The organism is Streptomyces capillispiralis (genome assembly GCF_007829875.1).
Classification (GTDB): Bacteria; Actinomycetota; Actinomycetes; order Streptomycetales; family Streptomycetaceae; genus Streptomyces; species Streptomyces capillispiralis.
In genome coordinates, this window is sequence record NZ_VIWV01000001.1 from 1,535,247 (window position 1) to 1,558,857 (window position 23,611).

The window sequence follows — 23,611 nt, forward strand, 5'->3', positions numbered from 1 at the left end:
CTCCCCGACTGCTGTGCGGTGTCTCAGACGGCGTCGACGGGCTCCTGCGCCGGGAGGCTGTCCATGAAGGAGCTGACGGAGAACACCGCGCGGCCGGGTCCGGGCGGGCCGTAGCCGGGGGGCGAGGACAGGCCGAAGTCCTCCATGGTCTGCCGGTAGGCCTGGAGCAGGCGGATGTGGTACTCCAGCGGAGCGCCCTGCGGGTTGGCCTTGCCGAGCGGGGTGGTCGGCTCCGGGCACCAGGTGGTGAAGCGGGGCGTGATGCCGTGCGACATGAAGAAGCGCAGGCCCTCGGTGGTGGAGGCGATCGCCTCGTCGACCGTCTTGAAGCCGAAGGGCTCGGCCATCTCCACCCCGGCGACGAAGTTGGGGATGACGTTGCGGGCGCCGAAGACGTCGGCGGAGTCGAGGATGCGCCGGTGCCACTCGTCGCGGCCGACGTAGCGCTCCTTGCCGGGGCAGTACATCTTGAACAGGTACTCGTCCCACACCTCGTAGTTGGGGTGGTAGATCTGCACGCCGTAGTCCTTGAAGCGCTGCACGTCGTCCTTGGGCAGCGCCTGGGCGACGACCTTGCCGATCCAGCGGCCGGGGAAGCGCTCCTCGATGGCCTTGGCGTAGTGGCCGTAGAAGTCGGCCTCGTCGCGTCCGGAGACCGTCCTGGTGATGGCGCCGCCGGTGAGGGTGTAGGCGGTGGAGGCCTTCGCGGTGTCGTACCGGTCGATGATCTCCAGGGCCTCCAGGACCTCCTCGACGTCCTTCACCCCGGTGTAGGGCCGGCCGGCCGCCTTGTGCTGGCGCCAGTTGTGATTGATGTCGCAGTACTGGCACTCCTCCTTGGCGCCGAAGTACTGGCAGACCCGGAAGACGGTCAGGTAGATCAGGTAGCCCCACTGGATCGTCGGGGCGACCTCCATGACGGACTTCCCGTTGGAGAGCGTGTGCCGGTAGTACTCGGGCATGGGCGGCACGCCGACGTCCGAGACGCGCTTCCCGTCGAGGTAGAGGCCGAGCACGCCGTCCCCGTCGGCGGCGACGCGGTACGGCGAGGACGGGTTCACGCGCACCGAGACGACGGTGCGGCGCAGGTCGTAGGGGCCGCCGGTGAGGATGATCTCCTCGGGCGGGCGGCGCAGCGCGGCCTCGCCCAGCTCCGGCAGGGTGCCGTGGTCGAAGGAGAAGATGAAGTACGACTTCGGTTTGACCTCGCCGCCCTCGTTGTCGCTGAGCGCGGACGGGTCGAAGGCCACACCGCCGCGCAGCAGGTCCTCCTTGAAGACGGCTTCGCGCGGCACGTGCGGGAACCGCTCCATCAGATCCTCGACCAGCGCGGTACGGCTGCCCATCGAAGTGTCTCCTCCCGGTTCGGACGTACGACTCCTCACGGTATGCCCCCGCTCGGGCGGGCGCGGTGCCGGGTCCCCCCACATGACGTGGGCCACACGCCAGGTAGGTTCCGGCGGGGGGCCTTTTTCGGCCCCGGGCGTCAGGAGGGACGAGCGATGGCCGAGACCGTGACCAACTGGGCGGGCAACATCACGTACGCCGCCAAGGAGCTGCGGCGTCCGGACAGCGTGAACGCGCTGCTGAACCTGGTCGCCGGGAGCCGGCGGGTGCGGGTCCTGGGCAGCGGGCACTCCTTCAACGAGATCGCCGAGCCCGGCGCGGACGGCGTCCTGATCTCCCTCGACGCGCTGCCCCCCGAGATCGACGTGGACACGGCGGCCCGGACGGTACGGGTCGGCGGCGGCGTGCGCTACGCCGAGCTGGCCCGGGAGGTGCACCGGCACGGGCTGGCGCTGGCGAACATGGCGTCGCTGCCGCACATCTCGGTGGCCGGATCGGTCGCCACCGGCACCCACGGCTCCGGGGTCGGCAACGGGCCGCTGGCCTCGTCCGTGCGCGCGGTGCAGATGGTGGTGGCGGACGGTTCCCGGGGGTGGTTCACCCGAGGGGTGACGAACCTCTTCGACGGTGCGGTCACCTCGCTGGGGGCGCACGGTGTCGTCACCGCGCTCACCCTGGACCTGGAGCCGGCGTTCGAGGTCGAGCAGCACGTGTTCACCGGGATGCCCCTGGAGGGGCTGGACCAGGCCACGTTCGAGACGGTCATGTCGGCGGCGTACAGCGTGAGCATGTTCACCGACTGGCGGGCGCCGGGCTTCCGGCAGGTGTGGTTGAAGCGGCGCACCGACCAGCCGCTGCCGGACTTCCCGTGGGCGGCTCCGGCGGCCGAGAAGATGCACCCGGTGCCGGGCATGCCGGCGGTGAACTGCACGGAGCAGTTCGGGGTGCCGGGCCCCTGGCACGAGCGGCTGCCGCACTTCCGTGCGGAGTTCACGCCGAGCAGCGGCGCGGAACTGCAGTCGGAGTACCTGATGCCGAGGGAGTCGGCCGTCGCCGTGCTGCACGCCCTGGACGGGATCCGGGAGACGGTCGCCCCCGTGCTGCAGACCTGCGAGGTGCGCACCGTCGCCGCCGACGACCAGTGGCTCAGCCCTTCCCACGGCCGCGACACGGTGGCCGTCCACTTCACCTGGGTCGAGGACACGCGGGCGGTGCTGCCGGTGGTGCGGCGGGTGGAGGAGGCGCTGGCGCCGTTCGGCGCGCGCCCGCACTGGGGGAAGGTGTTCACCACCCCGGCGGCGGAACTGCACGCCCTCTACCCGCGGCTGCACGACTTCCGGACCATGGCCCATGACCTGGACCCGGCGGGGAAGTTCCGCAACGCCTTCGTCCGCGACGTCCTGGGCGACTGACGCCCGCCGGCCCGGTCCGGACTTCGTCGACACCCTTTTCCCAACCCCTTGTCGAACTGTCCGCTCCCCTCATAGCCTTGCCGCGCGCCGGTGCCTGGCCGGCCCGGCGGGGGACGGGGGCGGCTGACGGTGAGGCGCACATCGCGGGACATCCGCACGGCCAACCGCTACCAGGTGCTGCGGCAGGTCATCGCCGCGTCGCCGACCTCCCGGCAGGAGCTGGCGGCCGCCACCGGTCTCAGCCTCGCCACCGTCGCCACCCTGGTCGGGGAGCTGCTCGACCTGGGCATGGTCACCGAGGTCGGTTTCGAGGACTCGGCCGGCGGCCGTCCCCGTGGCCTGCTGGCCGTCCACGCCTCGGGAGGCGCGCTGATCGGTGTCGACCTCGCCGAGACGTACGTCAGGGTCGAGCTGTTCGACCTGGCGCTGACCGTGCTGGCCCGCGCCGAGGAGGGCGTGCGCCCCGGCGAGAGCCGCCCGGAGCAGGTCGTGGACCTCGTCGCCACGGCGGTGCGGTCGGTGGTGGCGCGGGCGGGTGTCGAGGGCGCGCGGGTGCTCGGGGTCGGGGTGAGCATGCCGGGTCAGGTGGACCGGGACACCGGCGTCTGCGCGTACGCGCCGAACTGGGACTGGCACGACGTCCCCCTGCTCGGCCTGCTCGCCGACCGCGTCGACCACCCCCTCCACCTGGACAACCCGCTGCGGGCCTGCGCGGTGGCCGAGCTGTGGTCCGGCGCGGCGCGCGGGCACGAGGACGCGGTGGTGGTGAACCTGGGGACCGGGGTGGGCGCCGGGCTGGTGCTGGGCGGCGGGGTGCACCGGGGGGTGAGCGACAGCGCCGGCGAATGGGGTCACACCACGCTCGTCCTGGACGGCCGCCCCTGCCACTGCGGCGGCCACGGCTGTGTGGAGACGTACACCGGGGCGCCCGGGATCATGCTGAACCTGCGGGAGGTGAGCCCGGACAGCCCGCTCCTGCACCCCGGGGACCAGACGGCCACGATCGACGCGCTCGCCCGCGCGGTGCGGGCCGGGGATCCGGTGGCCGTGCGGGTGCTCGGGGACACCGCCCGCTATCTGGCCGCCGGGGTGGGCGGCCTGATCAACCTCTTCAATCCGGAGGTGGTCGTGCTCAGCAGCTGGGTCGCGGCCGCGTTCGGCGAGCCGCTGCTCGACGCGGTGCGCGCGGCGGTCCCCCGGCACGCGCTGCCCCGCCCGCTGGCCGCCACCCGGATCGTCCTCTCCCCCGTTCCGACCGATCCGGTGTGCCTGGGGGCGGCGACGTTCGCGCTGGAGGGTGCCCTGCGGTCGGCCGGCAAGGGCGCACGCCACCGCGCCCCCGCCGGTCCCCGCGCACGTCCCCGTCCCCTGCCCCAGGGGCCGGGCCAGGTCTAGCCGGCTAGGAGAGTCATGTCATTTCACACCCCGCCGAGCGGATCGACCGGCTACGTCGAGGACGTCTCGCCCGGCCGCGGGGTCCTGCCCCCGCGTGCCTGGTACGCCTCCTCCGACGCGGCGTCCCTGTCCCTGAACGGCGGCTGGCGGCTGCGGGTGTCCGCCACCGCGGACGCCGAGGACGACGCGTTCGCCGCGCCCGGGTACGACGCCGGGGACTGGGCGGAGGTGGCCGTGCCCGGCCACTGGGTGCTCCAGGGCCACGGCGCGCCGGTCTACACCAACCACCTCTACCCCTTCCCCGTCGACCCGCCGCGCGTCCCCACCGAGAACCCGACCGGTGACCATCTGCGCGTCTTCGACCTGCCGGACGACTGGCCCGCCGGAGGCGAGGCCGTGCTCCGCTTCGACGGGGTCGAGTCCTGCGCGCGGGTCTGGCTGAACGGCACGGACATCGGGGAGTTCAAGGGCTCGCGGCTGCCGCACGAGTTCGCGGCCGGGCACCTGCTGAAGCGGGCCGGGAACGTCCTCGCGGTCCGGGTCCACCAGTGGTCGGCGGGGTCGTACCTGGAGGACCAGGACCAGTGGTGGCTGCCCGGCATCTTCCGGGACGTGACCCTGCTGCACCGACCGGCCGGCGCCGCGGGCGACTTCTTCGTGCACGCCTCCTACGACCACGTCACCGGCACGGGCACCCTGCGCGTCGACTCCGGCGTCGAAGGGCGCGTGACCGTCGCGGAGCTGGGCGTCGACGTCCCCACCGGCGAACCCGTGACGCTTCCCGTCGAGGCGTGGACGGCGGAGACGCCCCGGCTGTACGACGGGGTGCTCAGCACGGCCGGCGAACGCGTCCCGCTGCGCGTCGGCTTCCGTACGGTCGCCGTCGAGGACGGCCTGATCAAGGTGAACGGAACGCCCCTGCTGTTCAAGGGCGTCAACCGGCACGAGTGGCATCCGCGCCGGGGCCGCGCCCTGGACCCGGACACCATGCGCGAGGACGTGCTGATGATGAAGCGGCACAACATCAACGCGGTCCGCACCTCGCACTATCCGCCGCACCCCGCCTTCCTGGACCTGTGCGACGAGTACGGGCTGTGGGTGATCGACGAGTGCGACCTGGAGACCCACGGCTTCGTCGAGCAGGGGTGGCGGGACAACCCCGTCGACGACGACCGCTGGACGCCGGCCCTGCTGGACCGGGCCGCGCGCATGGTCGAACGGGACAAGAACCACCCGTCGGTGGTGATGTGGTCCCTCGGCAACGAGGCCGGTACCGGGCGCGGGCTGACGGCGATGGCGGACTGGATCCACGGCCGGGACCCCTCGCGCCCGGTGCACTACGAGGGCGACCTCGACTGCCGGGACACCGACGTGTACTCGCGGATGTACCCGCCGCACGCCGAGGTCGAGCGCATCGCCCGGGGCCTGGACGGCGGCACCCGCCGCAGGCGGGAACTCCCGGTCATCCTCTGCGAGTACGCGCACGCGATGGGCAACGGGCCCGGCGGGCTCGGCGAGTACCAGGAGCTGTTCGAGGCCCACGACCGGCTCCAGGGCGGCTTCGTCTGGGAGTGGATCGACCACGGCGTGGACCATCCGGAGCTGGGCTTCGCCTACGGCGGCGACTTCGGTGAGGAGCTGCACGACGCCAACTTCGTCTGCGACGGGCTGCTGTTCCCGGACCGCACGCCCTCACCGGGACTGGTCGAGTACCAGAAGGTGATCGAGCCGGTCCGGATCGACGCGGGCGGCATCGACGGCACCGTACGGATCACCAACCGGTACGACTTCGCGGACCTGGCCCATCTGGCATTCGAGGCGGCGTACCAGGTCGACGGGGTGCCGGCCGGGGCGCACCGGCTGGCCGTGCCGCCGCTGGCCCCCGGGGAGTCGGCGGAGGTGAAGCTGCCCGGGGCGCCGGACGGCGGGGGCGCGGACGTGCAGTGGACGGTGCGCGCGCTGCTCGCCGGGGACACTCCGTGGGCCGGGAAGGGCCACGTGGTGGCCTGGGGGCAGCGGACGGTGGCCCGCGCGACCCCGCCGGCGCCCGCGACCGGGGCGCGGCCCGTCGTCGAGGGGGACGCGGTCAGGCTGGGTCCGGCGGTCTTCGACGCCCGTACCGGCGCGGTGCGCACCGTCGCCGGTGTGCGGGTGCGCGATCTGCGGCTGGACGTGTGGCGGGCGACCACCGACAACGACGACGGGGCGGCCTGGCAGACGGACACCCGGTACGGACCGCGCTGGCGGGAGCTGGGCCTGCACCGGATGCGGCACCGGCTGGACGCGGTCGAGACGGACGGCGAGGCGCTGACCGTACGGACCCGGGTGGCGCCGGCCGGGCGGGAGGCGGGGCTGCGGACGGCGTACCGCTGGACGTCCGACGGGACGGCGCTGCGGCTGACCGTCTCGGTGGTGCCGGAGGGCGAGTGGACGGTGCCGCTGCCCCGGCTCGGTGTCCGCTTCGGTCTGGACGCCGGGCCCGCCGGCACCGTCACCTGGTTCGGCGGCGGGGGCGAGGCGTATCCGGACACCCGGGCCGCTTCGGTGCTCGGCCGGTGGGACGCGAGCGTGACGGAGTTGCAGACGCCGTACGTCCGCCCGCAGGAGAACGGCGCGCGGGCGGACGTACGGTGGGTGGAGCTGGGCGGGCTGCGGGTCGACGGGGAGCCGGAGTTCTGGTTCTCCGCCCGTCCGTGGACGACCGAGCTGCTCGACGCCGCCCGGCACCGCACGGACCTCGTGCCCGGGGACACGGTGTGGGTGAACCTCGACCACCGGCAGCACGGCATCGGCTCCCAGTCCTGCGGCCCGGGCCCGCTCCCCCGGTACTACCTGTGGCCCGAGCCGGCCGAGTTCTCCTTCGTCTTCTCGGAGCCGCGCGGCTGACCGGTCAGTGGTCCGCGCAGCAGGGCGTGGGGTCCGGGGCCTCGAAGGGGACCAGGGTGCCGCCCAGGGCCGGTGTGGCGGCGAGGACGAGTTCGTCCCGCTGCCACTGCGGCCGCACGTGGTCCCGGGTCACCATACGGGTCCCGGGGCCGGGGGGTTCCGGGGTGCCCAGGACCGTCACGCGGTCGATCGCGGAGCCGGCGAGCAGGTCCGCGACGGTCATCGTGCCGGTGAGGGCCGAGGCGCCCGGGTAGAGCACCGCCCGTCCCCACGCGTCGGGCAGGCCCGGGGTGACGGCGCCGTATCCCGCCAGCCGCTCCCGGAGGGTGTCCGGGAGCGGCCGCGAGGGCAGGGACAGGGACACCTCGACGTGCGGCCGCTCGCCGCGCACCAGGTGGGTGCAGCCGAACAGGCCGTCGGGGAGCGCGAGTTCGGCGGCCATCCGGTGCAGCAGGTGGTCCGCCCCGGGCAGGTCCCGGATGCCCGCGTCCACCGTGAGGGCGTACGGCGTCACGACGGCAGGACCCACACCGGGTTGGTGTAGAACCACAGGTCGCGCCAGGGGTCGGCGTCGCCGACGACGTCGAGGGCGGGGCCCGCCGGGTCGACCCGGGCGCCCATGGCGCCGACGGCGGACCGGTTGCCGTCGGTGCCGCGCAGCCGGAGGTACACCGGGCGGTCGACGCGGCCGAGGTCGAAGGTGACGCGAACGGTGCCGGCCGTCCGGTCGATCTCGTACGACCGGGTGACCTTGGCCGTGGGCGCGGTGAACGTGTCCTTGTCGGCGACCGGGCCGGTGACATCGCCCTGGATGACGTCGACGCGGGCGAGCTTCGGGGTGAACCCGGCCCAGTTGGGGCCGCCGGCGAGGGCGATGTCGGCGGTGAGGGTGACCCTGGTGCCCTTCTTCACGTGCAGGGCGCCGCCGAGCGTGGCCCAGCGGCTGCCGCCGGAGACCCGGACGTCGAGGCCGCTGACGAGCTGGCCGTGGTCGACCCAGATGCGGCCGGCGCGGATGCCGTCCATGACGGCGGCGTAGGAGAAGCCGTCGGCGCCGACGTGGGTGCGGCTGTACTGGCCGGGCCAGTAGTCGCCCTGGGTGACGTCGATCTGCCCGGCGTAGACGGGGTCGGAGTAGCGGCCGTCGGTGGCGAAGTCGCCGTCGGTGCCGCGGGCGGCGGTGTCGGCGTAGACCTGGTGGGAGTCGGAGTTGGCGGTGATCCACCAGGGGCGGCCCTCGGCGAGGAGGCTGTCCCACAGGCCGCCGACGGTGGCGGTCATCCAGTCGAAGCCGCCCCAGGTGCGGTAGCTCTCCAGCGGGTAGCCGGGGAAGGAGTTGGCGCTGGGGTTGTTGTCGTAGATGCCGCGGGCGCGGCCCATGCCCAGCGGCTTGGGCAGGCCGGCGGCCTGGTGGCCGGGGGCGCCCTCGAAGCCGACGGCGATCTGCGGGTTGGTGCCGGTGGCGTCGCGCCAGGCGCGGATCTCGTGCGGGGAGTCGACGCCGCGCCGCGCCGGGTGGTTGGCGAGCATCAGGGCGTCGCCGACCTTGCGCCGTCTGACCTGCTCGGCGAGGAAGTTGAGGCCGGCGACGGCGAGCGCCTCGTTGGCGGGGGTGGAGTCGGAGGCGCCCTTGACGCTGCCGTCGTAGTCGTTCTCGAATTGCTTGAGGACGGCGACCTCGTTGCGGCCCGGGTGGACGAAGACGGTGCCGTGCTCGGCGGCCGGGATGTTCCACTCCAGGCCCTGGAAGACGAGGGTGTCCTCGTAGGCCGCCCGGGCCTCCTTGATGTCCGGGTTGACCTTCTCGACGCCGATCTTGGCGTGGGTGGCGCTGCCGTGGTCGGTGATGACCAGCCAGTCCATGCCGTGCTTGGCGCCCTGGCGGACCTGGTCGACGACGCGGTACTTGCCGTCGCTGCTGTACTGGGTGTGGATGTGGTGGTCGCCCGCGAGCCACAGGAAGCCCTTGCCGCCGCGGCCGTTGCCCGCGCCGCGCGCCGGGGTGGCGTGCGCGGGAGCGGCGCCGCCGGCGCCGGCGGGCAGCACGGTGCCGGCCGCCAGTCCGGCACCCAGCAGCCCGGCCCGGCGCAGCAGCGTGCGGCGGGACTTCTGCTCGGGGTTCAGCGCCTCGTCGGGCACGGAGGTGTCGAAGGCGGCGGGCAGGGGCGCCGTCGTCTCGTGCTGGTGGTCGTGTCCGTGGTGATGGTGGTGGTGCCCGTGTGCGTGCCCGTGACCCATGGAGTGCCTCCTGATTGCCGCGCTGTGCGTGCGGCTGCCTTCCGCGGCGCGACCACGCCGCGTGTGGAGGATCAAGGCAACGGATGAACGTTGAACAACTTGGGAGTGAGCGGTACATGCCCCGCACACGGCGGCTCGCCGACACCGCGTGCGTGAGCTAGATTTCGTCCCCTAGACTCCCTCGGTTCTCCCGGAGGCCCGCATACCCCGCGCCGGACTCACCGCCGACCGTCTCGTCGCGGCCGCCGCCGACCTCGCCGACGAGGCGGGCTACGAGAACGTCACCCTGTCCGCGCTGGCCCGGCGTTTCGGTGTGAAGGACGCCAGCCTGTACGCGCACGTGCGCGGGCTGCCCGATCTGCGCACCCGGCTGGCGCTGCTCGCGGGCGGCGAGATGACCGACCGGATCGCGGCGGCGGTCGCGGGGCTGACCGGCCGGGACGCGCTGGCCGCGTTCGCCGGCGCCTACCGGGAGTACGCCCTCGCCCACCCCGGCCGCTACGCCGCCACCCAGCTCCGCGTCGACCGGGCCCTGGTCACCGGCTCCCCCGCGCCGCGCCGCACCGCCGAGGTCACCTACGGCGTGCTCGGCGCCTACGGCCTGGAGGAACCCGACCTGACCGACGCCGTCCGCCTGCTGCGCAGCACCTTCCACGGCTACTGCGCGCTGGAGGCCGCCGGGGCCTTCGGCGCGCCCCGCGAGGTCGAGGCGTCCTGGGCCCGGACGATCGACGCCCTGCACGTCGCCCTGGTGCACTGGCCCCGGACGAAGGCGTGAGGGACGAAGCGGTGCCCGGGTCGGGTGTGAGACGGCGAAAACAGCGGTACGGACGTTGAGTCGGAGCCGTTTTCCTAGGATGGGATCTTCGCGGTACGCCCATGTCACCGCCCGGGGGGAGGAAGCGCCATGTCCCAACAGCACCTGCAGCGCGGCCCCTTGAGGCCCGTGCGCACGGATCCGCCGCCCCCGGAGCCGGACGGCGGCGGGGACTCCCGCCCCGGGCGGTTCGTGGGCTGGCTCGGCGGCCTCGGGTGCGCCGCCGCCGGCTACGGGGTGTTCCAGTTCCTGTTCCAGGTGCTGCCCGGTTCGCTGGGCGGGGAGGCGGCGAAGTACCTGATCGCCTCGGTGAGCGGGTTCGCCACGGCGCTCGCCGCGTGGCTGGCGGCCGCGCTGGTGCGGGCCCGCGCCGCCGAGGCCGCCCGCCCCGCCGCCGCGCCGCCGCCCGTGGCCGCCCCCGCGCCCGGACCGCTGCCGCAGGTGTTCGCCGCCGCGTACGACACCCTGGTCGGGCAGGTGGCGGTGGTCGACGACCCGGACCGCGGCCGGCTCACCGGCTGGTCGCACTCCCTGGGCGAGAGCACCCCGTCGCGGCCCACGTCCGTCGGCACGGCGTACGGGCTGCAGATCATGCTCGACCTGGGCATGACGGACGGCCGGCTGCGACCGGGCGACCTGGTCGACACGCTGTGGCGGCTGCGGCTGCCCGGCGGCGGCTGGTCGGCCCGGTCGCAGGGCGCCGAGGCCCGGCCCGAGGTGACGGCGCTGGTGCTGGGCGCGCTGGCCCGCGCCGGGGTGCCGGCGCAGCGGCTGGCCCGGGAGGTGGACCACTGCACGGCCGCGTTCACCCGTGAACGCGACCACGCGGGACGGGAGTCGACGCATGTGGTGACGACGGTGCTGCGCGGACTGCTGCGCGCCGCACCGCACGGCGCCGCCCTGCCCACGCTGCGCGAGGCCCTGGTCGACGGGGCGGTCAGTGATCCCGGCCGGGACCACCTGCGCTGCTGGGGCTACCGGCTCGACCCGCCGTACGGGCCGCCGTCCCCGCTGCACACGGCGCAGGCCGTGGTCGCCCTGGAGCGTGCCGCGCGGGTCCTGGGCGAGAGCGAGGCGGTGCGCGCCGCCCGCGAGGACGGCGTGCGCTGGCTGCTGTCCTGCCCCGACGCCCCGCACCACGCCTGCCTTGACCTGGAGAACCTGCGCGAGGAGGTGCGCCGGCCCCGCCCGGACGACCCGGCGCGCCACGAGGTGCTGAACGTACGGCACTTCACGGCGACCTGGATCGTGCGCGCCCTGCTGTCCCGGGGGGCGCTGGAGGTGGCCCGGCAGGACGGTCTGGAGGAGACCTGGCGGGACCTGCTGGACGGGGCGGTCGCCGCGGTGTGGGCGGGTCAGCGGGACGGCATCTGGTCCTGGGAGCGGGGCGACAGCACCGAGCTGCGGCACCCGATGTGGATGACGTACCAGGGGCTGGCGGCGCTGCGCGGGCACGCCGTGTGGACGTACCGGCCGGACGAGACGACGACCGCGTGAGAGCGCGGGACAGGAGGGACGGACCGTATGGGGGACCGGCAGGTGCGGGAGGTACGGCGGTTACTGGCCCGGACCCTGGACGGCGGGCTGCCCGAGCGTGACCACGTGGCCGCGGCCGGCGCCGTGGTCACCGAACTCGGCGCGCCGGAGCGGCTGCTGGAGCTGGTCGCCGAACTGGCCTGCGGCGAGGGCGATCCGGAGGGCCGCGCCCGGCTGTCGTACCGGCACGTGCTCGGCTTCGACAAGCTGCTGCTGGTCGACGCCGGCCCGCGGCACATGCTGCGCGTGCACCTGTGGCACGCGGGAGCGGGCGGCACCGGCGCGGAGGACATCCACAACCACCGCTCGGCGCTGGCCTCGTACGTGGTGCGGGGCCGGCTGAGCATGGACCTGTACGAGGCGCGCGACGACGGTGAAGGCTTCGAGGCGGCACGGTACGAGGAGTCCCTGGCGGACGGTTCGGCGGACTGGCTGCTGGCACCGGCGGGCCGGGCCGGGCTGCGGCTGACGCACACGGGCCGTTACGCGGCGGGCAGCACCTACGCCCTGCCCGCGCACACCCTGCACCGGGCCTGGTGCGACACCGACGAGCCGACCGTGACGCTGTTCCTGGAGACGGGTGTCGAACGGCGGCGGCACACCGATGTGTTCACGGCGGCGGGTCCGCACGCGGGGACGGCGGCCAAGCAGCCGCTGGACGTGCCGGGTTATCTGGCCGCGCTGGAGGGGCTGGCGGACCTGCTCAGGGGCGCATGAGGGCCTGCCGCACGATGTCCAGGTTGTAGGCGTCGATGTCGACACCGGTCAGCTCGGACGGATGCAGCCAGGCGTGGGTCTGGTCCGGACAGGGCAGGGTGACCCGCCGGGACAGCGGGCGGACCAGGAAGTTCTCCTGCCAGTTCTTGGTCTCCTGCCCCCGGTAGTCGCTGACGAAGGACGACTCGCCCACCTTGCGCACGATCTCGCCGAGCAGGCCGGTCTCCTCCTTCAGCTCGCGCAGCGCGCCGTCGCGGGCGTCCTCGCCGGGTTCGAGCTTGCCGCACGGGACGCCCCACACCCGGGGCAGGAATCTCTCCGTCTCACTGCGGCGCACCAGGAGCACCCGCCCCTCGTCGTCCATCACGACCGCGGCCGCCAGCCGCTTCTCGCCGGGGATGTCCATGTCCATGGTTCCTCGGTCCCTCGCCGGAGATGAGTCCACAGGGTCTGATACCCGCGAAAGTGCCCACCCTACCAGGGTCGCTCCCCCTCGGCCCGTCGGCCGAACCTCTGGATCTCCTCGTACGACGGTGCCGCGCCCTCCCCCGGCGGCCGGCCGGCCCGGATCTCCAGCGCCGCCTCCACGGCCGCGCCGAGCGCCCGCCGGTACAGCAGCGAGCCGAGGCTGACACGGCGGACACCGAGGTCGGCGAGGTGGGGGACGGACGGCCCGGTGGGCGTGTAGAGGATGTTGAGGGGCACGCCGTCCAAGCCACGCACCAGGGCGGCGATCGCGCGCGGGTCGCCGAGTCCGGGGACGAAGACGCCGTGGGCGCCGGCCCGCACGTAGGCGTCGAGACGGCGTGCGGTGTCCTCGCCGTCGCCGAGCCAGTAGGTGTCGGTGCGGGCGTTCACGAAGAGGCCGGGGGCGGCCGCCCGGACGGCGGCGATCTTCGCCGCGTGCCGGTCGGCCGGCCCGAGTCCGTCCTCCAGGTTGATGCCGGCGGCGCCCAGCGCGTACAGCTTCCGGGCCAGTTCGGCCACCTCGTCGGGGTCGTCGCTGAATCCGCCCTCGGCGTCCACGGACAGCAGGAGGGGCGCGGAGCCGAGGGTGAGCGCGAGCAGCAGCGTCTGCTCCCGGGTGGCGGCCGCCCCGTCGGGCAGTCCGGCCGCCGCCGCGACGGCCAGACTCGTGGTGCCGACGGCCCGGAACCCCTCGGCGGCCAGGGCCAGCGCGGAGGCGTGGTCCCAGGCGTTGGGCAGCAGCAGGGGTTCCGCGGCGTGGTGGAGGTCGGCGAAGGCGGTCATGACAGGTCCCCCACGGCGTCGGCGTAGTAGACGGACTCCTGTACGTGGTGGGCGAGTTCGCGGAAGCTCCAGCCCGTGCCCGGTGAGTGGTCGAGCTGTTCGTCGGTGAGCGCGTCGAGGCGGGCGGCCCAGATCCGGGCGAGCCGGGTGAGGCGGCTGCGGGCTTCGTCGAGGTCCTCGGGGGTGAAGGGGGCGAGGTCGGCCGGGGTGGTGACGAGGGAGGCGTGCCAGTGGTCGGGCTGCGGCTGTTCACCGGCGAGGCGGGCCTCCAGCTCCGCGAGGTGGTCGATCAGGTGGTCGGCGACGCGGCGGACCGCCTTGTGCGGGGTGTACACGCGGTCGTCGGCGTGCGTGGGTGCGCCGTCCCAGCGGGTCCAGGTGGCGGCCAGGGCGAGGACGTGGTCGACCATGCCGGTGACGGCCGCGGAGGGGGCGTCCGCCCGTGTGCCGGCGGCCGGGGTGGGTCGGGTCTGCGTGCTGTCGGTCATGCGGCAACGCTAGGAGCGGGACGCTTCGGCGGCGGCCGAAGCGTCCGCGCGCGGGTGAGCCTGGGGCGCCCCGGTTCCGGTCGGAGCGCCCCAGGGGTTCATCCCACCCTGACTTGACCCTCGGGCACCAGATGCAGGTCGACGAGTTCCTCGCGGACCAGGTTCGCGTACACGGTGGCACCGTGCACGGAGGTGTGCGTGTTGTCCCGTTTCTCGTTGTGGAGGTAGAGCGCCTTGGAACCCTCCACGCCCAGGGACTCCACGAGCGCCTTGGTCCGTGCGGTCAGGTCGATCAGCGGGACGTCCCGGTCGGCCGCCACGGAGCGGATGACGGCCGGGTGGTCGACGCCGAGCCCGTTGACGAGCAGTGCGGTGGGGTTGTTCAGGGTGCCGTCCGCGTTGAACCAGCGCCGTACGATCGGGGTCACCAGAACCGGTTGGCCGCCCCGTTCCCGTACGCCCGCCACCAGTGTCTCCAGGTTGGCCCGGTAGGTCGCCCCGTCGGTGGTCTTGTCGTTGTGGGCGAGCTGGATCAGGACGAGGTCGCCGCGCCGGACCAGTGGCCCGACGGTGTCCCACAGGAGCGGGTTCCCGAGATAGCTGACCGTACTCTCCCCGGAATCCGCGTAGTTGGCGACGGACACGCCCCTGCGCAGGTACGCGGGCAGGTGCTGGCCCCAGCCCGCGTAGGGGTCGCCGGGCTGGTCGCAGACCGTGGAGTCGCCGACCAGGAGGATCTGCCGGGCGTGGTGCGCCGGGGCGACCCGGATGCCGGCGAGGGCGGGCGCGCTGCCGCCGACGGTGAGGTCGAGTCCCGGTGTGCCGTCGGCTCCGAGCGGCTCGCCCTCCGGGGTGCGGACGTTCACGGTGAAGCTGCGGACGATCCGCTCCCCGGCCGGTACGGCGGTCTCCGGGAGCAGGGCGCGCCGGGTCTCGCCCGCGAGGGCGGTGCTGGACGCCCCGTCACCGCCGAGGGTGACCCGCACGTCGTAGGTACCGGGCGGCAGGTCGAAGTGGCAGGCGGTGGCGGTGCAGTTCTCGATGCCGGGGGCCGGCCGGTGCCCCTGGTGCTGCCGCGCCTGGGCCGGTACGGCGGTCAGGCCGATGCCCAGCGCCACGGCCGCGGTGACGGCGGCCCGGGCCGGTCTCATGTGCCGCGCGTCCACTGCTGGTTGGTCCCTCCGTTGCAGGTGTACGTGATGAGGGCCGCCGCGTTGGCGGTGGAGCCGCCGGACACGTCCAGGCACTCGCCGGTCGCCCGTGACCGGAGGGTCACGTAGGAGCCGCTGGTGCCGAGGGTCCACTGCTGGGCGGTGGCGGAGGGGGAGCAGTTCTCCTGGGTGACCGTGCTCGCGTTCTCCGTCAGGCACAGGGAGCTGTGCCATGCGACGAGTTGGTGGTGGCCGTCGCCGGTGGGCCTGAACCAGAACCGCTGGTTGCCGCCGCCGTTGCAGTCGTACTGCTTGGTCTGGGCGCCCTGCCACTGCGACTGGCCGGTCACGTCCGCGCACCGGCCGCTGTGCCGGGCGGTGAGCGTGTGGTACGTGGCGGACGTCCCGCTGACCGTCCCGGCGGCCGTGTCGATGGTGACCTCCGGGGACCAGGACAGGGACATCGAGGTGGCGGACGGGAAGGTCAGCGGCAGCCACACGTACCGGGAGTCGTTGACGGTCCCGCCGAAGGAGTTGCCCCAGCGGTCGCCGAGGTACAGGTACGAGGTGCCGGAGGAGCCCTGGACCGGCAGCACGAAGGCGGTCTGCGAGCCGAAGGCGGTCGCGTCGCCGACGTCGCGCATCGCCGACCAGGGTCCGGAGAGGCTGGTGGCGGTGGCGTACCGCTGCTGGTTGGGGTTCCAGCCGGTGGCGCCCGAGGTCAGCATGAAGTAGACGCCGCCCCGCTTGAACAGGGCCGGTGCCTCGCGGTGGCCGCCGGGCCAGGGGTTGGCGACCAGGCTCGCGATGCCGGTGTGGTCGGCGGTGAGCCGGTAAATGTGCAGGTCGTAGTTCTCGCGGGCGGCGGAGACCATGTAGCCGGTGCCGTCGGTGTCCGTGAAGACGGTGATGTCGCGGGACATGTGCTGCCCGAGCGGGCGGAAGCTGCCCCGCCAGGTGTAGTTCCCGTCCACGGTGTCGGAGACGGCGACGGCGGCGCGGGCCTCGCTGTAGTCGCTGCCGTTCTCCTTGTGCATCCACATCACGTACTGGCCGGTGGACGCGTTGTACATGACCTTGGGCCGCTCGATGTTGGCGGTGGCGAGTTCCGGGTGGCTGGCTTCGGTGAGGACCTGGCCCCGGAACTCCCAGTTCTTCAGGTCGGTGGAGCGGTAGGCGTCCACGGAGCGGAAGGTGTTGTCGGCGTTGCGGTGCTCGCCGAACCAGTAGTAATACGCTCCGGACTTGAGGACACCGCCGCCGTGGGCGTGCAGAGGGCTGCCCGAACGGTCGGTGAACTGCGTGCCGTTGGCGATCGTCTGCGGGGCGGCCTGGGCGGGCCCCGCGGTGGCCAGGGCGCCGGCGAGCGCGAGACAGAGGGCGAGCAGTACGGCGTAGGCACGTCTCATGTCACGCCCCCCGCCCCGCCGCGCCGTCGGCCACGGGGACGCCGAAGTCGGGGGTGCCGTCCGCCTTCCAGCCGAGCGGCTGGACCCGGGTGTGGCGGTTGGGGTCGTGCAGCGGGTCGCCGCTGATCTCCTTGTACTGGCGGGCGTGGTAGACGAGGACGTCGGTGCGGCCGTCCTCGGCGACGGTGAAGCAGTTGTGCCCGGGACCGTACTGCTTGCTCGTGTCGTTGCTGGTGAAGACGGGGACGGGCGACTTGGCCCAGCTCGCCGGGTCCAGCAGGTCGCTGTCCTCGTCGGCGGTCAGCAGGCCCATGCAGTAGTGGTGGTCGGTGGCGCTGGCCGAGTAGGTCATGAACAGCCGGCCGTTGCGGTGCAGGACGTACGGCCCCTCGTTGACCGCGAAGCCGATGCGCTCCCAGTCGTACTCGGGTGTGGAGAGCCGCACTTGGGGCCCGGTGAGGGTCCAGGGACCGGCCATCTCGGAGAGCCAGATGGCGGTGTTGTTGGCCATGCCGGGTTCGTGCTGGGCCCAGGCGAGGTAGCGGGTGCCGCGGTGGGCGAAGGTGGTGGCGTCCAGGGAGAAGGTCTCCCAGGCCGTCTTGATCTGCCCCTTCTCGACCCACGTGCCGCGGAAGGGGTTGGCGTTCGCGTTCTCCAGCACCCAGATGCGGATCGCCCACACGTCCTCGGCGGGCGCGGCGGCGAAGTAGATGTACCACTTGCCGTCGACGCGATGCATCTCCGGCGCCCAGATGTGGGCGCCCATGGCGCCGGTGGGGTGGGCCCGCCAGATGACGGACTCGGCGGCGGTGCCCAGGCCGCCCAGGGTGCGGGAGCGGCGCAGGACGATCCGGTCGTACTCGGGGGCGGTGGCGGTGAAGTAGTAGAAGCCGTCGGTGTGCCGGGTGATGTGCGGGTCGGCACGGTTGCGGACGAGCGGGTTCACGTAGGGGGCCGCCTTCGGGCCTGCGGCGGGGGCGGCGTGGGCGAGGGCCGGGGTGGCGGCGGCCAGGGCGCCGGCGGCGAGGGCGCCCTTGAGCAGGAGTCTGCGGGCGGGGGGAGGGGGAAGGCCGGGCAGGTCGGCGGCGCGGCTCATGCGGTCTGCCTCTCTGGTGGGGGTCGTCGGCGTTCGGCATGCACGGTGCGACGGATTCGACATCCCGAACAACATCTGACATGCCGAACGCCGAAAAGGTAAGGGTGCGTCAGGGGCAGGTCAACGGGTCCGACGGGACGAAGACGTCCGCCGGCCTCCCGGACCGTCCGGCATCCCTACGCCGCGACCGGCGCGAAGGCGTCCATCCGGTCCCCCTCCGGCTGGACGACGCCGTACGTGCTCTCCGGGACCTCGTTCCAGGCGCCGGGCAGGTTCCCCAGGGGCTCGGAGACGATGAGGCGGGCCTCGTCGGACATCTCCCGCAGGAACTCCAGGTCCGGGTGGAGGGAGCGCAGGGTCTCCACCCGGGTGCTGTAGAACAGCGAGCGGGAGGCCCTCTGGCTGGAGTAGCGGAACGCCCACAGCCGCGTCCCGTCGGTGACCGCGACCGTCATCTGCAACGGGAACTCGATGCCGTGCTCGTGGCCGACCCGCTCGACCAGTCCCGCCATCCGCGCCACCGCGCCGGGCGGGTCCTCCTCCAGACCGAAGGTGAGCGCCAGGTAGAACATCAGCTCGGAATCGGTGGAGCCCTCGATGGACAGGAACAGGTCCGGGGCGACGGCCAGGGCCAGCTCCCGCCGGACGCGCTGGAACTCGTCGATCGCGCCGTTGTGCATCCACATCCAGCGGCCGTGGCGGAACGGGTGGCAGTTGGTCTGCTGCACCGACGTCCCGGTCGAGGCACGGATGTGGGCGAAGAACAGGGACGAGCGGACGTGTCCGGCGATCTCCTGGAGGTTGCGGTTGCTCCACGCCGGGCCGATGTCCCGGACGACCGCCGGGGTGATGGTGTGCGTGCCGTACCAGCCGAGGCCGAATCCGTCGCCGTTGGTCGTCTCGACGCCCAGTTTGGCGTGCAGGCTCTGGTCGATCAGTGAGTGCGCCGGTTTGTAGAGGATGCCGTCGAGCAGGATGGGGGCGCCCGAGTACGCGAGCCAACGGCACATGGTCCACCGCCTTCCCGGCGCGGTTCGTCTCCTCGTCCCTCCAGGATTCCAGTCCTCCCGCACGGGCGCGCGCTGCGGGATCCACCGGGGGCGCGTCTCGGCTACCGTCGGTGACATGAGCACCTCGTCGTCCTTCACCGAGGCCGTCGCCGCCGGCACCGTCGTCCTCGACGGCGGCATGTCCAACCAGCTCGCGGCGGCCGGACACGACCTGAGCGACGAGCTGTGGTCGGCCCGGCTGCTCGCCGAGGACCCGGAGGCGGTCACGGCGGCCCACCTCGCCTACTTCGAGGCGGGCGCGGACGTGGCGATCACGGCCAGTTACCAGGCGACGTTCGAGGGCTTCGCGCGGCGCGGGACCGGCCGGGAGGAGGCGGCCGGGCTGCTCGCCCTGAGCGTGGAGTGCGCCCGCGAGGCGGCCCGGCGGGCCCCGTCGTCCCCCCGCCCCCGGTGGGTGGCGGCCTCCGTCGGCCCGTACGGGGCGATGCTCGCGGACGGCTCCGAGTACCGGGGCCGGTACGGGCTCACCGTGGCCGAACTGGAGCGCTTCCACCGCCCGCGCCTGGACGTCCTGGCGGGGGCCGCCCCGGACGTGCTGGCCCTGGAGACGATCCCCGACACGGACGAGGCGCAGGCCCTGCTCCGCGCCCTGCGCGGCCTGGGCGTCCCGGCCTGGCTGTCGTACTCGGCGGCCGGCGGCCGCACCCGCGCGGGCCAGCCCCTGGAGGACGCCTTCGCGCTCGCCGCACGGGCGGACGAGGTCGTCGCCGTCGGCGTGAACTGCTGCACCCCCGAGGACGCCGACCACGCGGTGGCCCTCGCGGCCCAGGTCACCGGCAAGCCGGTCGTGGTCTACCCCAACAGCGGCGAGACCTGGGACGCCCGGGCACGGGACTGGACCGGCCGCGCCACCTTCACCCCCGAGCGGGTGACGGGATGGCGGACGTCGGGGGCGCGGCTGATCGGAGGCTGCTGCCGGGTGGGGCCACGGACGATCGCGTCGGTGGCGCGGGCGCTGCGGGCGTCGTAGCGAACTCGCACCAGACGACCTTGCCCGGGGCGCGCTCCGCCACGCCCCACGTGTCGGACAGCCCGGCCACGAGCAGCAGCCCGCGCCCGCTCTCCCCGCAGTCGTCCTCCTGCTGCGGCAGGGGCACCGCGGGCACACCACGTCCGCTGTCGTGCACCTCCACGCGCACGCGGTCGGCGTACGGCAACAGCCTCAGCAGAAAGCCCCGGCCGGGCGGTACGCCGTGCAGCAGGGCGTTGGTCGCCAGTTCGCTGACGCACAGCAGCACATCGTCCGCGCGCCCGTGTACGCCCCACTCCTCCAGCACCCGGCGCGCGAACGCCCGCGCGCCGGGCACGGACCGGCGCTCACGGCGGAAGAAGCGCTCACGTGGGGCGGGGACGTGAGGCGAGGGTGAAGTTTCCTGAATCACGGGACGAGAGTCACGCTCCGTGCCCACGATGGAACAGTCCGCGCGGCCGTACGGCTGGACCGTACGGCTGCGCGATGGTGAACGTACAGACGCGGGTGGGGAGTTCGGCCTCATGGGCAACACCACGACACGGAGGAACGCCTCGGCGATGAAGATGGTGGGCGCGCTGCTCGCCCTCTACCGCCAGGCGGCCGGGCACACACAGAGGTCGCTGGGCGAGCGGTTCGTCATCGGCGAGCAGCAGATCGCGTCGATCGAACAGGGCAGACGGCCCCTGAAGCCGGACCTCGCCGAGCAACTGGACGACCTCCTCGACACGAAGGGCGCGCTGTCGGTCGCGCTGAGCAGGATGCCGGAGGTGGATCTGGTTCCGCTGTGGGCTGAGGAGTATCTGGATCGGGAGCGGGAGGCCCTCGTGATCTCCTCGTACGAAAATCAGGTGCTACCGGGTCTGCTACAGACGGAGGCGTACGCGCGGGCGGTATTCCGCAGCCGCATCCCAGTTATCGACGAGAACGAGATCGAGGCTCACGTGGCAGCGCGCACAGCGCGGCAAACGATCTTCCGTGGCAAGGAACCACCGATCACCTGCTTCGTCATCTGGGAGGCCGTGCTCCGCGACCGCCTGGGCGGGAATGAGGTGTACGTCGAACAGTTGCAGAGCCTGCGGCAGCTCTCTGAACTACCCGGTCTCACTGTGCAAGTTCTGCCACTAGGACGCACTGCTCACGCAGCACTCGACGGACCCTTCGTCCTCCTGGAGACGCCAGAGCATCAGCGGCTTGCTTATACGGAAACCCAGCGCGGTAGCCAATTGATCGCTGATCCCGGCGAGGTGGCGATCCTCACGCAAAGGTGTGCGATGCTGCGGTCACAGGCCCTCAATCCCGAAGATACGAGGGACCTGCTGGACCGTCTTCTAGGAGACCAATGAGCAGCACCGCACTTCCGTGGTTCAAGTCGAGCTACAGCGGCAGCGATGGTGGCAACTGCGTCGAAGTCGCCTACACCTGGCGCAAGTCGAGCTACAGCGGCAGTGAAGGCGGCGAATGCCTCGAAGTCGCCACCCACCCCACCGCCATCCACATCCGCGACTCCAAGACACCGGACGCTCCCCACCTCACCATCACCCCGGAGGCCTGGGCCTCGTTCCTCGCACTCGGCGCGCGCTCGCGCTGACGAAGGGCGCCATGACGGCGTCAAGAGGTGGGGCGGGCGCGCAGGTGGGCGCGTTCGCCCTGCTTGCCGAAGATGACCAGCAGCTCCACCGGCTGATCGTTGTCGGGGCCCAGCCAGTGCGGGACGTGGGTGTCGAATTCCGCGACTTCCCCCGGCGCCATGACCAGGACGCGGTCGCCGAGGTGGAGGCGGAACCTGCCGTTGAGGACGTAGATCCATTCGTAGCCCTCGTGCGTCCGGAGTTCGGGCTCGCCGGCGGTGGGGCTGATGACGAGTTTGTGCGCGTGCAGGCCGCCCGGCCTGCGCGTCAGCGGCACGTACGTCATGCCGTCGCGCGTCACGGGGCGCAGGTGAAGGCGGGGATCGCCCGTCTCCGGAGCGCCGACGAGCTCGTCGAGCGGGACGTTGTAGGCCCGGGCCAGGGGCAGCAGGAGTTCCAGGGTGGGTTTGCGGCCTCCGCCTTCCAGGCGGGAGAGCGTGCTTTCCGAGATCCCGGTGAGTTCGGCCAGCGCGGCCAGCGTGATGGCGTGCCGGCGGCGCAGGTCCCGTAGACGGGGTCCGACGCCGGCCAGCACGTTCTTGAATTCTTCCACGCGCCGCATCTTGCTGAAACGGCATGAAGGATTGCAACTTTCCGGGGCCCGGGCGCACTCTCCCGACGACGTGAGCCACGCACCGCGTTGCTCACCAAGGCCGTCCCGCCCCTCATCGCTCAGGAGAGCTGCCGATGTATACCCCCGCTCGCACCGCAGGGAAGGTCCCGGACGCGGAGGCGCCGGATCCGCACCGGTGGATGGCGCTGATCCTCGCGTCGGTCGCCACCCTCATGGTCGTGCTGGATGTGTCCATCGTGAACATCGCGCTGCCGCAGGCGCAGAGCGACCTCGCGATGGGCGACGCGAACCGCCAGTGGATGATCACCGCCTACGCACTCGCCTTCGGAGGACTGCTGCTTCTCGGCGGGCGCATCGCCGACTTCGCCGGACGCAAGCGCACCCTCGTGATCGGCCTGCTGGGCTTCGCGGCAGCCTCCATGCTCGGCGGTCTGGCGCCCGGCCCCGGCACCCTGTTCACCGCACGCGCCCTACAGGGTGCTTTCGCCGCCCTCCTGGCGCCGGCGGCGCTCTCCCTCATCACCGTTGCCTTCACCGACCCCAAGGAACGCGCCAAGGCATTCGGGATCTTCGGCGCGTTCCAGGGCGGTGGAGGAGCCGTCGGGCTCCTCCTGGGCGGCGTCCTCACCGAGTACGCGGGCTGGCGCTGGTGCATGTACATCAACGTCCCCATCGCCCTGACCGTCGCTCTCGCCGCCCGGCCCTTCGTGCGGGAGAGCCGCGCCGCTGGCACCCGGCGCTACGACCTTCCCGGAACCCTGCTGGTGACCGGTGGGCTGGTCGCCCTCGTCCTCGGCTTCACCCAGGCCGCCGAGGGCGGAGGCTGGACGGCTCCCGCCACCGTGATCCCCCTGGCGGCCGCCGTCCTGCTGCTGACCGCGTTCGTGTGCGTGGAACGCCGCACCGCCCACCCCCTGCTGCCACTGCGGGTAGTCATGGAACGCAACCGGGCCGGAGTGTTCCTGGCCAACCTCCTCATCGGCGCCGGCATGTTCGGCATGAACCTCTTCATGACGTACTTCCTCCAGGTCAACCTCCACTACACCCCGCTGCGGGCCGGCATCGCCTTCCTCCCCTTCAGCGCCGGGATCATCGCCACCACCACACTCGGTGCGCCCCTCGTCGCCCGCTTCGGCCCCAAACCCTTGATGGTCGCCGGCACCGCCGTGGCCACCGCGGGGCTGCTGTGGCTCACTCGTCTGGACAGTGCCTCCGGCTACACCGGGGAGGTCCTGCCGACCCAGCTCCTCGTGAGTGCGGGCGTGGGCCTGTTCTTCCTGGCAGGCCCCAACGTCGCGCTGGCCGGCGTCGATCCGCGCGACGCCGGAGTGGCCGGCGCCGCACTCACCACCAGCCAGCAGATCGGCGCGGCCCTCGGCCCGGCACTCCTCAACACCCTCTACCTCGCCGCCGTCACCGACTACCTCGACCCCCGCACACCGGCCGGCGGCGAAGCATCCCGCGCCCTCCAGTTCCAGGGCTTCCTGCACGGCTACCGCATCGCGTTCATCGTCGCCGGTGCCCTCCTGGCCGCAGCCGTCCTCGCCCTGGCCGTCCTGGTGAAGACACCCAGGACCGCCGCGGACACACAGCCCACCGCACCCGTCCCCACCCACTGACCGC

At 72.9% G+C, this 23,611-nt stretch carries 21 protein-coding genes and 1 pseudogene; 10 read left to right on the forward strand and 12 right to left on the reverse strand.

Annotated elements, in window-relative coordinates:
- Nucleotides 1-23 precede the first annotated feature (23 nt).
- Entirely contained in the window at nt 24-1,346 is a 1,323-nt protein-coding gene (locus FHX78_RS06150) for a radical SAM protein (protein ID WP_145866453.1), read from the reverse strand.
- A gap of 156 nt (nt 1,347-1,502) precedes the next feature.
- Between FHX78_RS06150 and FHX78_RS06155 the strand changes: the two genes are divergently transcribed.
- From FHX78_RS06155 to FHX78_RS06165, 3 genes are all read left to right on the forward strand, one after another.
- A complete protein-coding gene (locus FHX78_RS06155; protein WP_145866454.1) occupies nt 1,503-2,759 on the forward strand; it encodes a D-arabinono-1,4-lactone oxidase in 1,257 nt (418 codons plus the stop codon).
- 129 nt (nt 2,760-2,888) lie between these two features.
- On the forward strand, nt 2,889-4,154 hold the full coding sequence (locus FHX78_RS06160) for an ROK family transcriptional regulator (protein WP_145866455.1): 1,266 nt from the start codon (nt 2,889-2,891) through the stop codon (nt 4,152-4,154).
- Between the two features lie 15 nt (nt 4,155-4,169).
- Nucleotides 4,170-7,040, forward strand: a complete 2,871-nt coding sequence (locus FHX78_RS06165) for a glycoside hydrolase family 2 TIM barrel-domain containing protein (RefSeq protein ID WP_145866456.1) — start codon at nt 4,170-4,172, stop codon at nt 7,038-7,040.
- Between the two features lie 4 nt (nt 7,041-7,044).
- Here FHX78_RS06165 and FHX78_RS06170 read toward each other — a convergent pair whose 3' ends face one another.
- Both FHX78_RS06170 and FHX78_RS06175 read right to left on the reverse strand, forming a co-directional pair.
- Entirely contained in the window at nt 7,045-7,569 is a 525-nt protein-coding gene (locus FHX78_RS06170) for a hypothetical protein (RefSeq protein ID WP_373313030.1), read from the reverse strand.
- A complete protein-coding gene (locus FHX78_RS06175; RefSeq protein WP_145866457.1) occupies nt 7,551-9,278 on the reverse strand; it encodes a PHP domain-containing protein in 1,728 nt (575 codons plus the stop codon). Before FHX78_RS06175 ends, FHX78_RS06170 begins: the two co-directional genes overlap by 19 nt.
- Before the next feature lie 202 nt (nt 9,279-9,480).
- On the opposite strand from FHX78_RS06175, the gene FHX78_RS06180 reads away from it, so the two are divergent.
- The 3 genes from FHX78_RS06180 to FHX78_RS06190 all read left to right on the forward strand — a co-directional run bounded on the left by FHX78_RS06180 (nt 9,481) and on the right by FHX78_RS06190 (nt 12,348).
- Nucleotides 9,481-10,056, forward strand: coding sequence for a TetR/AcrR family transcriptional regulator (locus tag FHX78_RS06180; protein WP_145866458.1), 576 nt, complete (start codon nt 9,481-9,483; stop codon nt 10,054-10,056).
- 129 nt (nt 10,057-10,185) lie between these two features.
- A complete protein-coding gene (locus FHX78_RS06185) occupies nt 10,186-11,592 on the forward strand; it encodes a prenyltransferase/squalene oxidase repeat-containing protein (RefSeq protein ID WP_145866459.1) in 1,407 nt (468 codons plus the stop codon).
- 27 nt (nt 11,593-11,619) lie between these two features.
- The gene (locus FHX78_RS06190; RefSeq protein WP_145866460.1) at nt 11,620-12,348 is read left to right on the forward strand and encodes a hypothetical protein; all 729 of its coding nucleotides are present in this window, start codon (nt 11,620-11,622) and stop codon (nt 12,346-12,348) included.
- Here FHX78_RS06190 and FHX78_RS06195 read toward each other — a convergent pair.
- The 7 genes from FHX78_RS06195 to FHX78_RS06225 all read right to left on the reverse strand — a co-directional run bounded on the left by FHX78_RS06195 (nt 12,335) and on the right by FHX78_RS06225 (nt 18,753).
- On the reverse strand, nt 12,335-12,760 hold the full coding sequence (locus FHX78_RS06195; RefSeq protein ID WP_145866461.1) for an NUDIX hydrolase: 426 nt from the start codon (nt 12,758-12,760) through the stop codon (nt 12,335-12,337). The genes FHX78_RS06190 and FHX78_RS06195 overlap by 14 nt on opposite strands.
- Before the next feature lie 62 nt (nt 12,761-12,822).
- Nucleotides 12,823-13,599 (reverse strand): isocitrate lyase/PEP mutase family protein, encoded by a 777-nt coding sequence (locus tag FHX78_RS06200; RefSeq protein WP_145866462.1) that lies wholly within the window; start codon nt 13,597-13,599, stop codon nt 12,823-12,825.
- Nucleotides 13,596-14,087 carry a DinB family protein gene (locus FHX78_RS06205; RefSeq protein WP_145866463.1) on the reverse strand — a complete coding sequence of 164 codons (492 nt, stop codon included), beginning with the start codon at nt 14,085-14,087 and terminating at the stop codon, nt 13,596-13,598. Before FHX78_RS06205 ends, FHX78_RS06200 begins: the two co-directional genes overlap by 4 nt.
- 98 nt (nt 14,088-14,185) lie before the next feature.
- Nucleotides 14,186-15,238: a rhamnogalacturonan acetylesterase gene (locus FHX78_RS06210; protein ID WP_145866464.1), complete on the reverse strand. Its 1,053-nt coding sequence runs from the start codon at nt 15,236-15,238 to the stop codon at nt 14,186-14,188.
- On the reverse strand, nt 15,235-16,647 hold the full coding sequence (locus tag FHX78_RS06215) for an RICIN domain-containing protein (RefSeq protein ID WP_145866465.1): 1,413 nt from the start codon (nt 16,645-16,647) through the stop codon (nt 15,235-15,237). Before FHX78_RS06215 ends, FHX78_RS06210 begins: the two co-directional genes overlap by 4 nt.
- A 1-nt stretch (nt 16,648) precedes the next feature.
- Nucleotides 16,649-17,743: a glycoside hydrolase family 43 protein gene (locus FHX78_RS06220; protein ID WP_145866466.1), complete on the reverse strand. Its 1,095-nt coding sequence runs from the start codon at nt 17,741-17,743 to the stop codon at nt 16,649-16,651.
- 176 nt (nt 17,744-17,919) lie between these two features.
- The gene (locus FHX78_RS06225) at nt 17,920-18,753 is read right to left on the reverse strand and encodes a class II glutamine amidotransferase (protein ID WP_145866467.1); all 834 of its coding nucleotides are present in this window, start codon (nt 18,751-18,753) and stop codon (nt 17,920-17,922) included.
- Nucleotides 18,754-18,868: 115 nt separating this feature from the next.
- Between FHX78_RS06225 and mmuM the strand changes: the two genes are divergently transcribed.
- Nucleotides 18,869-19,783: a homocysteine S-methyltransferase gene (gene mmuM / locus FHX78_RS06230; protein ID WP_145866468.1), complete on the forward strand. Its 915-nt coding sequence runs from the start codon at nt 18,869-18,871 to the stop codon at nt 19,781-19,783.
- On the opposite strand, the pseudogene FHX78_RS37335 reads toward mmuM, so the two are convergent.
- Nucleotides 19,782-20,192, reverse strand: a pseudogene (locus tag FHX78_RS37335) (ATP-binding protein); the annotation flags it as partial. The gene mmuM and the pseudogene FHX78_RS37335 overlap by 2 nt on opposite strands.
- Before the next feature lie 31 nt (nt 20,193-20,223).
- On the opposite strand from FHX78_RS37335, the gene FHX78_RS06240 reads away from it, so the two are divergent.
- Nucleotides 20,224-21,129 (forward strand): helix-turn-helix domain-containing protein, encoded by a 906-nt coding sequence (locus tag FHX78_RS06240; protein WP_189908587.1) that lies wholly within the window; start codon nt 20,224-20,226, stop codon nt 21,127-21,129.
- On the forward strand, nt 21,126-21,374 hold the full coding sequence (locus tag FHX78_RS06245) for a DUF397 domain-containing protein (protein ID WP_145866470.1): 249 nt from the start codon (nt 21,126-21,128) through the stop codon (nt 21,372-21,374). Before FHX78_RS06240 ends, FHX78_RS06245 begins: the two co-directional genes overlap by 4 nt.
- Before the next feature lie 20 nt (nt 21,375-21,394).
- Here FHX78_RS06245 and FHX78_RS06250 read toward each other — a convergent pair whose 3' ends face one another.
- Nucleotides 21,395-21,967 (reverse strand): helix-turn-helix domain-containing protein, encoded by a 573-nt coding sequence (locus FHX78_RS06250; RefSeq protein ID WP_373313031.1) that lies wholly within the window; start codon nt 21,965-21,967, stop codon nt 21,395-21,397.
- A gap of 134 nt (nt 21,968-22,101) precedes the next feature.
- Between FHX78_RS06250 and FHX78_RS06255 the strand changes: the two genes are divergently transcribed.
- The gene (locus FHX78_RS06255) at nt 22,102-23,607 is read left to right on the forward strand and encodes an MFS transporter (RefSeq protein WP_145866472.1); all 1,506 of its coding nucleotides are present in this window, start codon (nt 22,102-22,104) and stop codon (nt 23,605-23,607) included.
- Nucleotides 23,608-23,611: the final 4 nt, after the last annotated feature.

What these genes read in the sequence shown, in the direction of transcription:
- FHX78_RS06150 (WP_145866453.1), bottom strand. Translation starts at nt 1,346, where the DNA reads ATGGGCAGCCGTACCGCGCTGGTCGAGGATCTGATGGAGCGGTTCCCG.
- FHX78_RS06155 (WP_145866454.1), top strand. Translation starts at nt 1,503, where the DNA reads ATGGCCGAGACCGTGACCAACTGGGCGGGCAACATCACGTACGCCGCC.
- FHX78_RS06165 (WP_145866456.1), top strand. Translation starts at nt 4,170, where the DNA reads ATGTCATTTCACACCCCGCCGAGCGGATCGACCGGCTACGTCGAGGAC.
- FHX78_RS06175 (WP_145866457.1), bottom strand. Translation starts at nt 9,278, where the DNA reads ATGGGTCACGGGCACGCACACGGGCACCACCACCATCACCACGGACAC.
- FHX78_RS06185 (WP_145866459.1), top strand. Translation starts at nt 10,186, where the DNA reads ATGTCCCAACAGCACCTGCAGCGCGGCCCCTTGAGGCCCGTGCGCACG.
- FHX78_RS06190 (WP_145866460.1), top strand. Translation starts at nt 11,620, where the DNA reads ATGGGGGACCGGCAGGTGCGGGAGGTACGGCGGTTACTGGCCCGGACC.
- FHX78_RS06195 (WP_145866461.1), bottom strand. Translation starts at nt 12,760, where the DNA reads ATGGACATGGACATCCCCGGCGAGAAGCGGCTGGCGGCCGCGGTCGTG.
- FHX78_RS06200 (WP_145866462.1), bottom strand. Translation starts at nt 13,599, where the DNA reads ATGACCGCCTTCGCCGACCTCCACCACGCCGCGGAACCCCTGCTGCTG.
- FHX78_RS06205 (WP_145866463.1), bottom strand. Translation starts at nt 14,087, where the DNA reads ATGACCGACAGCACGCAGACCCGACCCACCCCGGCCGCCGGCACACGG.
- FHX78_RS06210 (WP_145866464.1), bottom strand. Translation starts at nt 15,238, where the DNA reads ATGAGACCGGCCCGGGCCGCCGTCACCGCGGCCGTGGCGCTGGGCATC.
- FHX78_RS06215 (WP_145866465.1), bottom strand. Translation starts at nt 16,647, where the DNA reads ATGAGACGTGCCTACGCCGTACTGCTCGCCCTCTGTCTCGCGCTCGCC.
- FHX78_RS06220 (WP_145866466.1), bottom strand. Translation starts at nt 17,743, where the DNA reads ATGAGCCGCGCCGCCGACCTGCCCGGCCTTCCCCCTCCCCCCGCCCGC.
- FHX78_RS06225 (WP_145866467.1), bottom strand. Translation starts at nt 18,753, where the DNA reads ATGTGCCGTTGGCTCGCGTACTCGGGCGCCCCCATCCTGCTCGACGGC.
- mmuM (WP_145866468.1), top strand. Translation starts at nt 18,869, where the DNA reads ATGAGCACCTCGTCGTCCTTCACCGAGGCCGTCGCCGCCGGCACCGTC.
- FHX78_RS06240 (WP_189908587.1), top strand. Translation starts at nt 20,224, where the DNA reads ATGGAACAGTCCGCGCGGCCGTACGGCTGGACCGTACGGCTGCGCGAT.
- FHX78_RS06245 (WP_145866470.1), top strand. Translation starts at nt 21,126, where the DNA reads ATGAGCAGCACCGCACTTCCGTGGTTCAAGTCGAGCTACAGCGGCAGC.
- FHX78_RS06255 (WP_145866472.1), top strand. Translation starts at nt 22,102, where the DNA reads ATGTATACCCCCGCTCGCACCGCAGGGAAGGTCCCGGACGCGGAGGCG.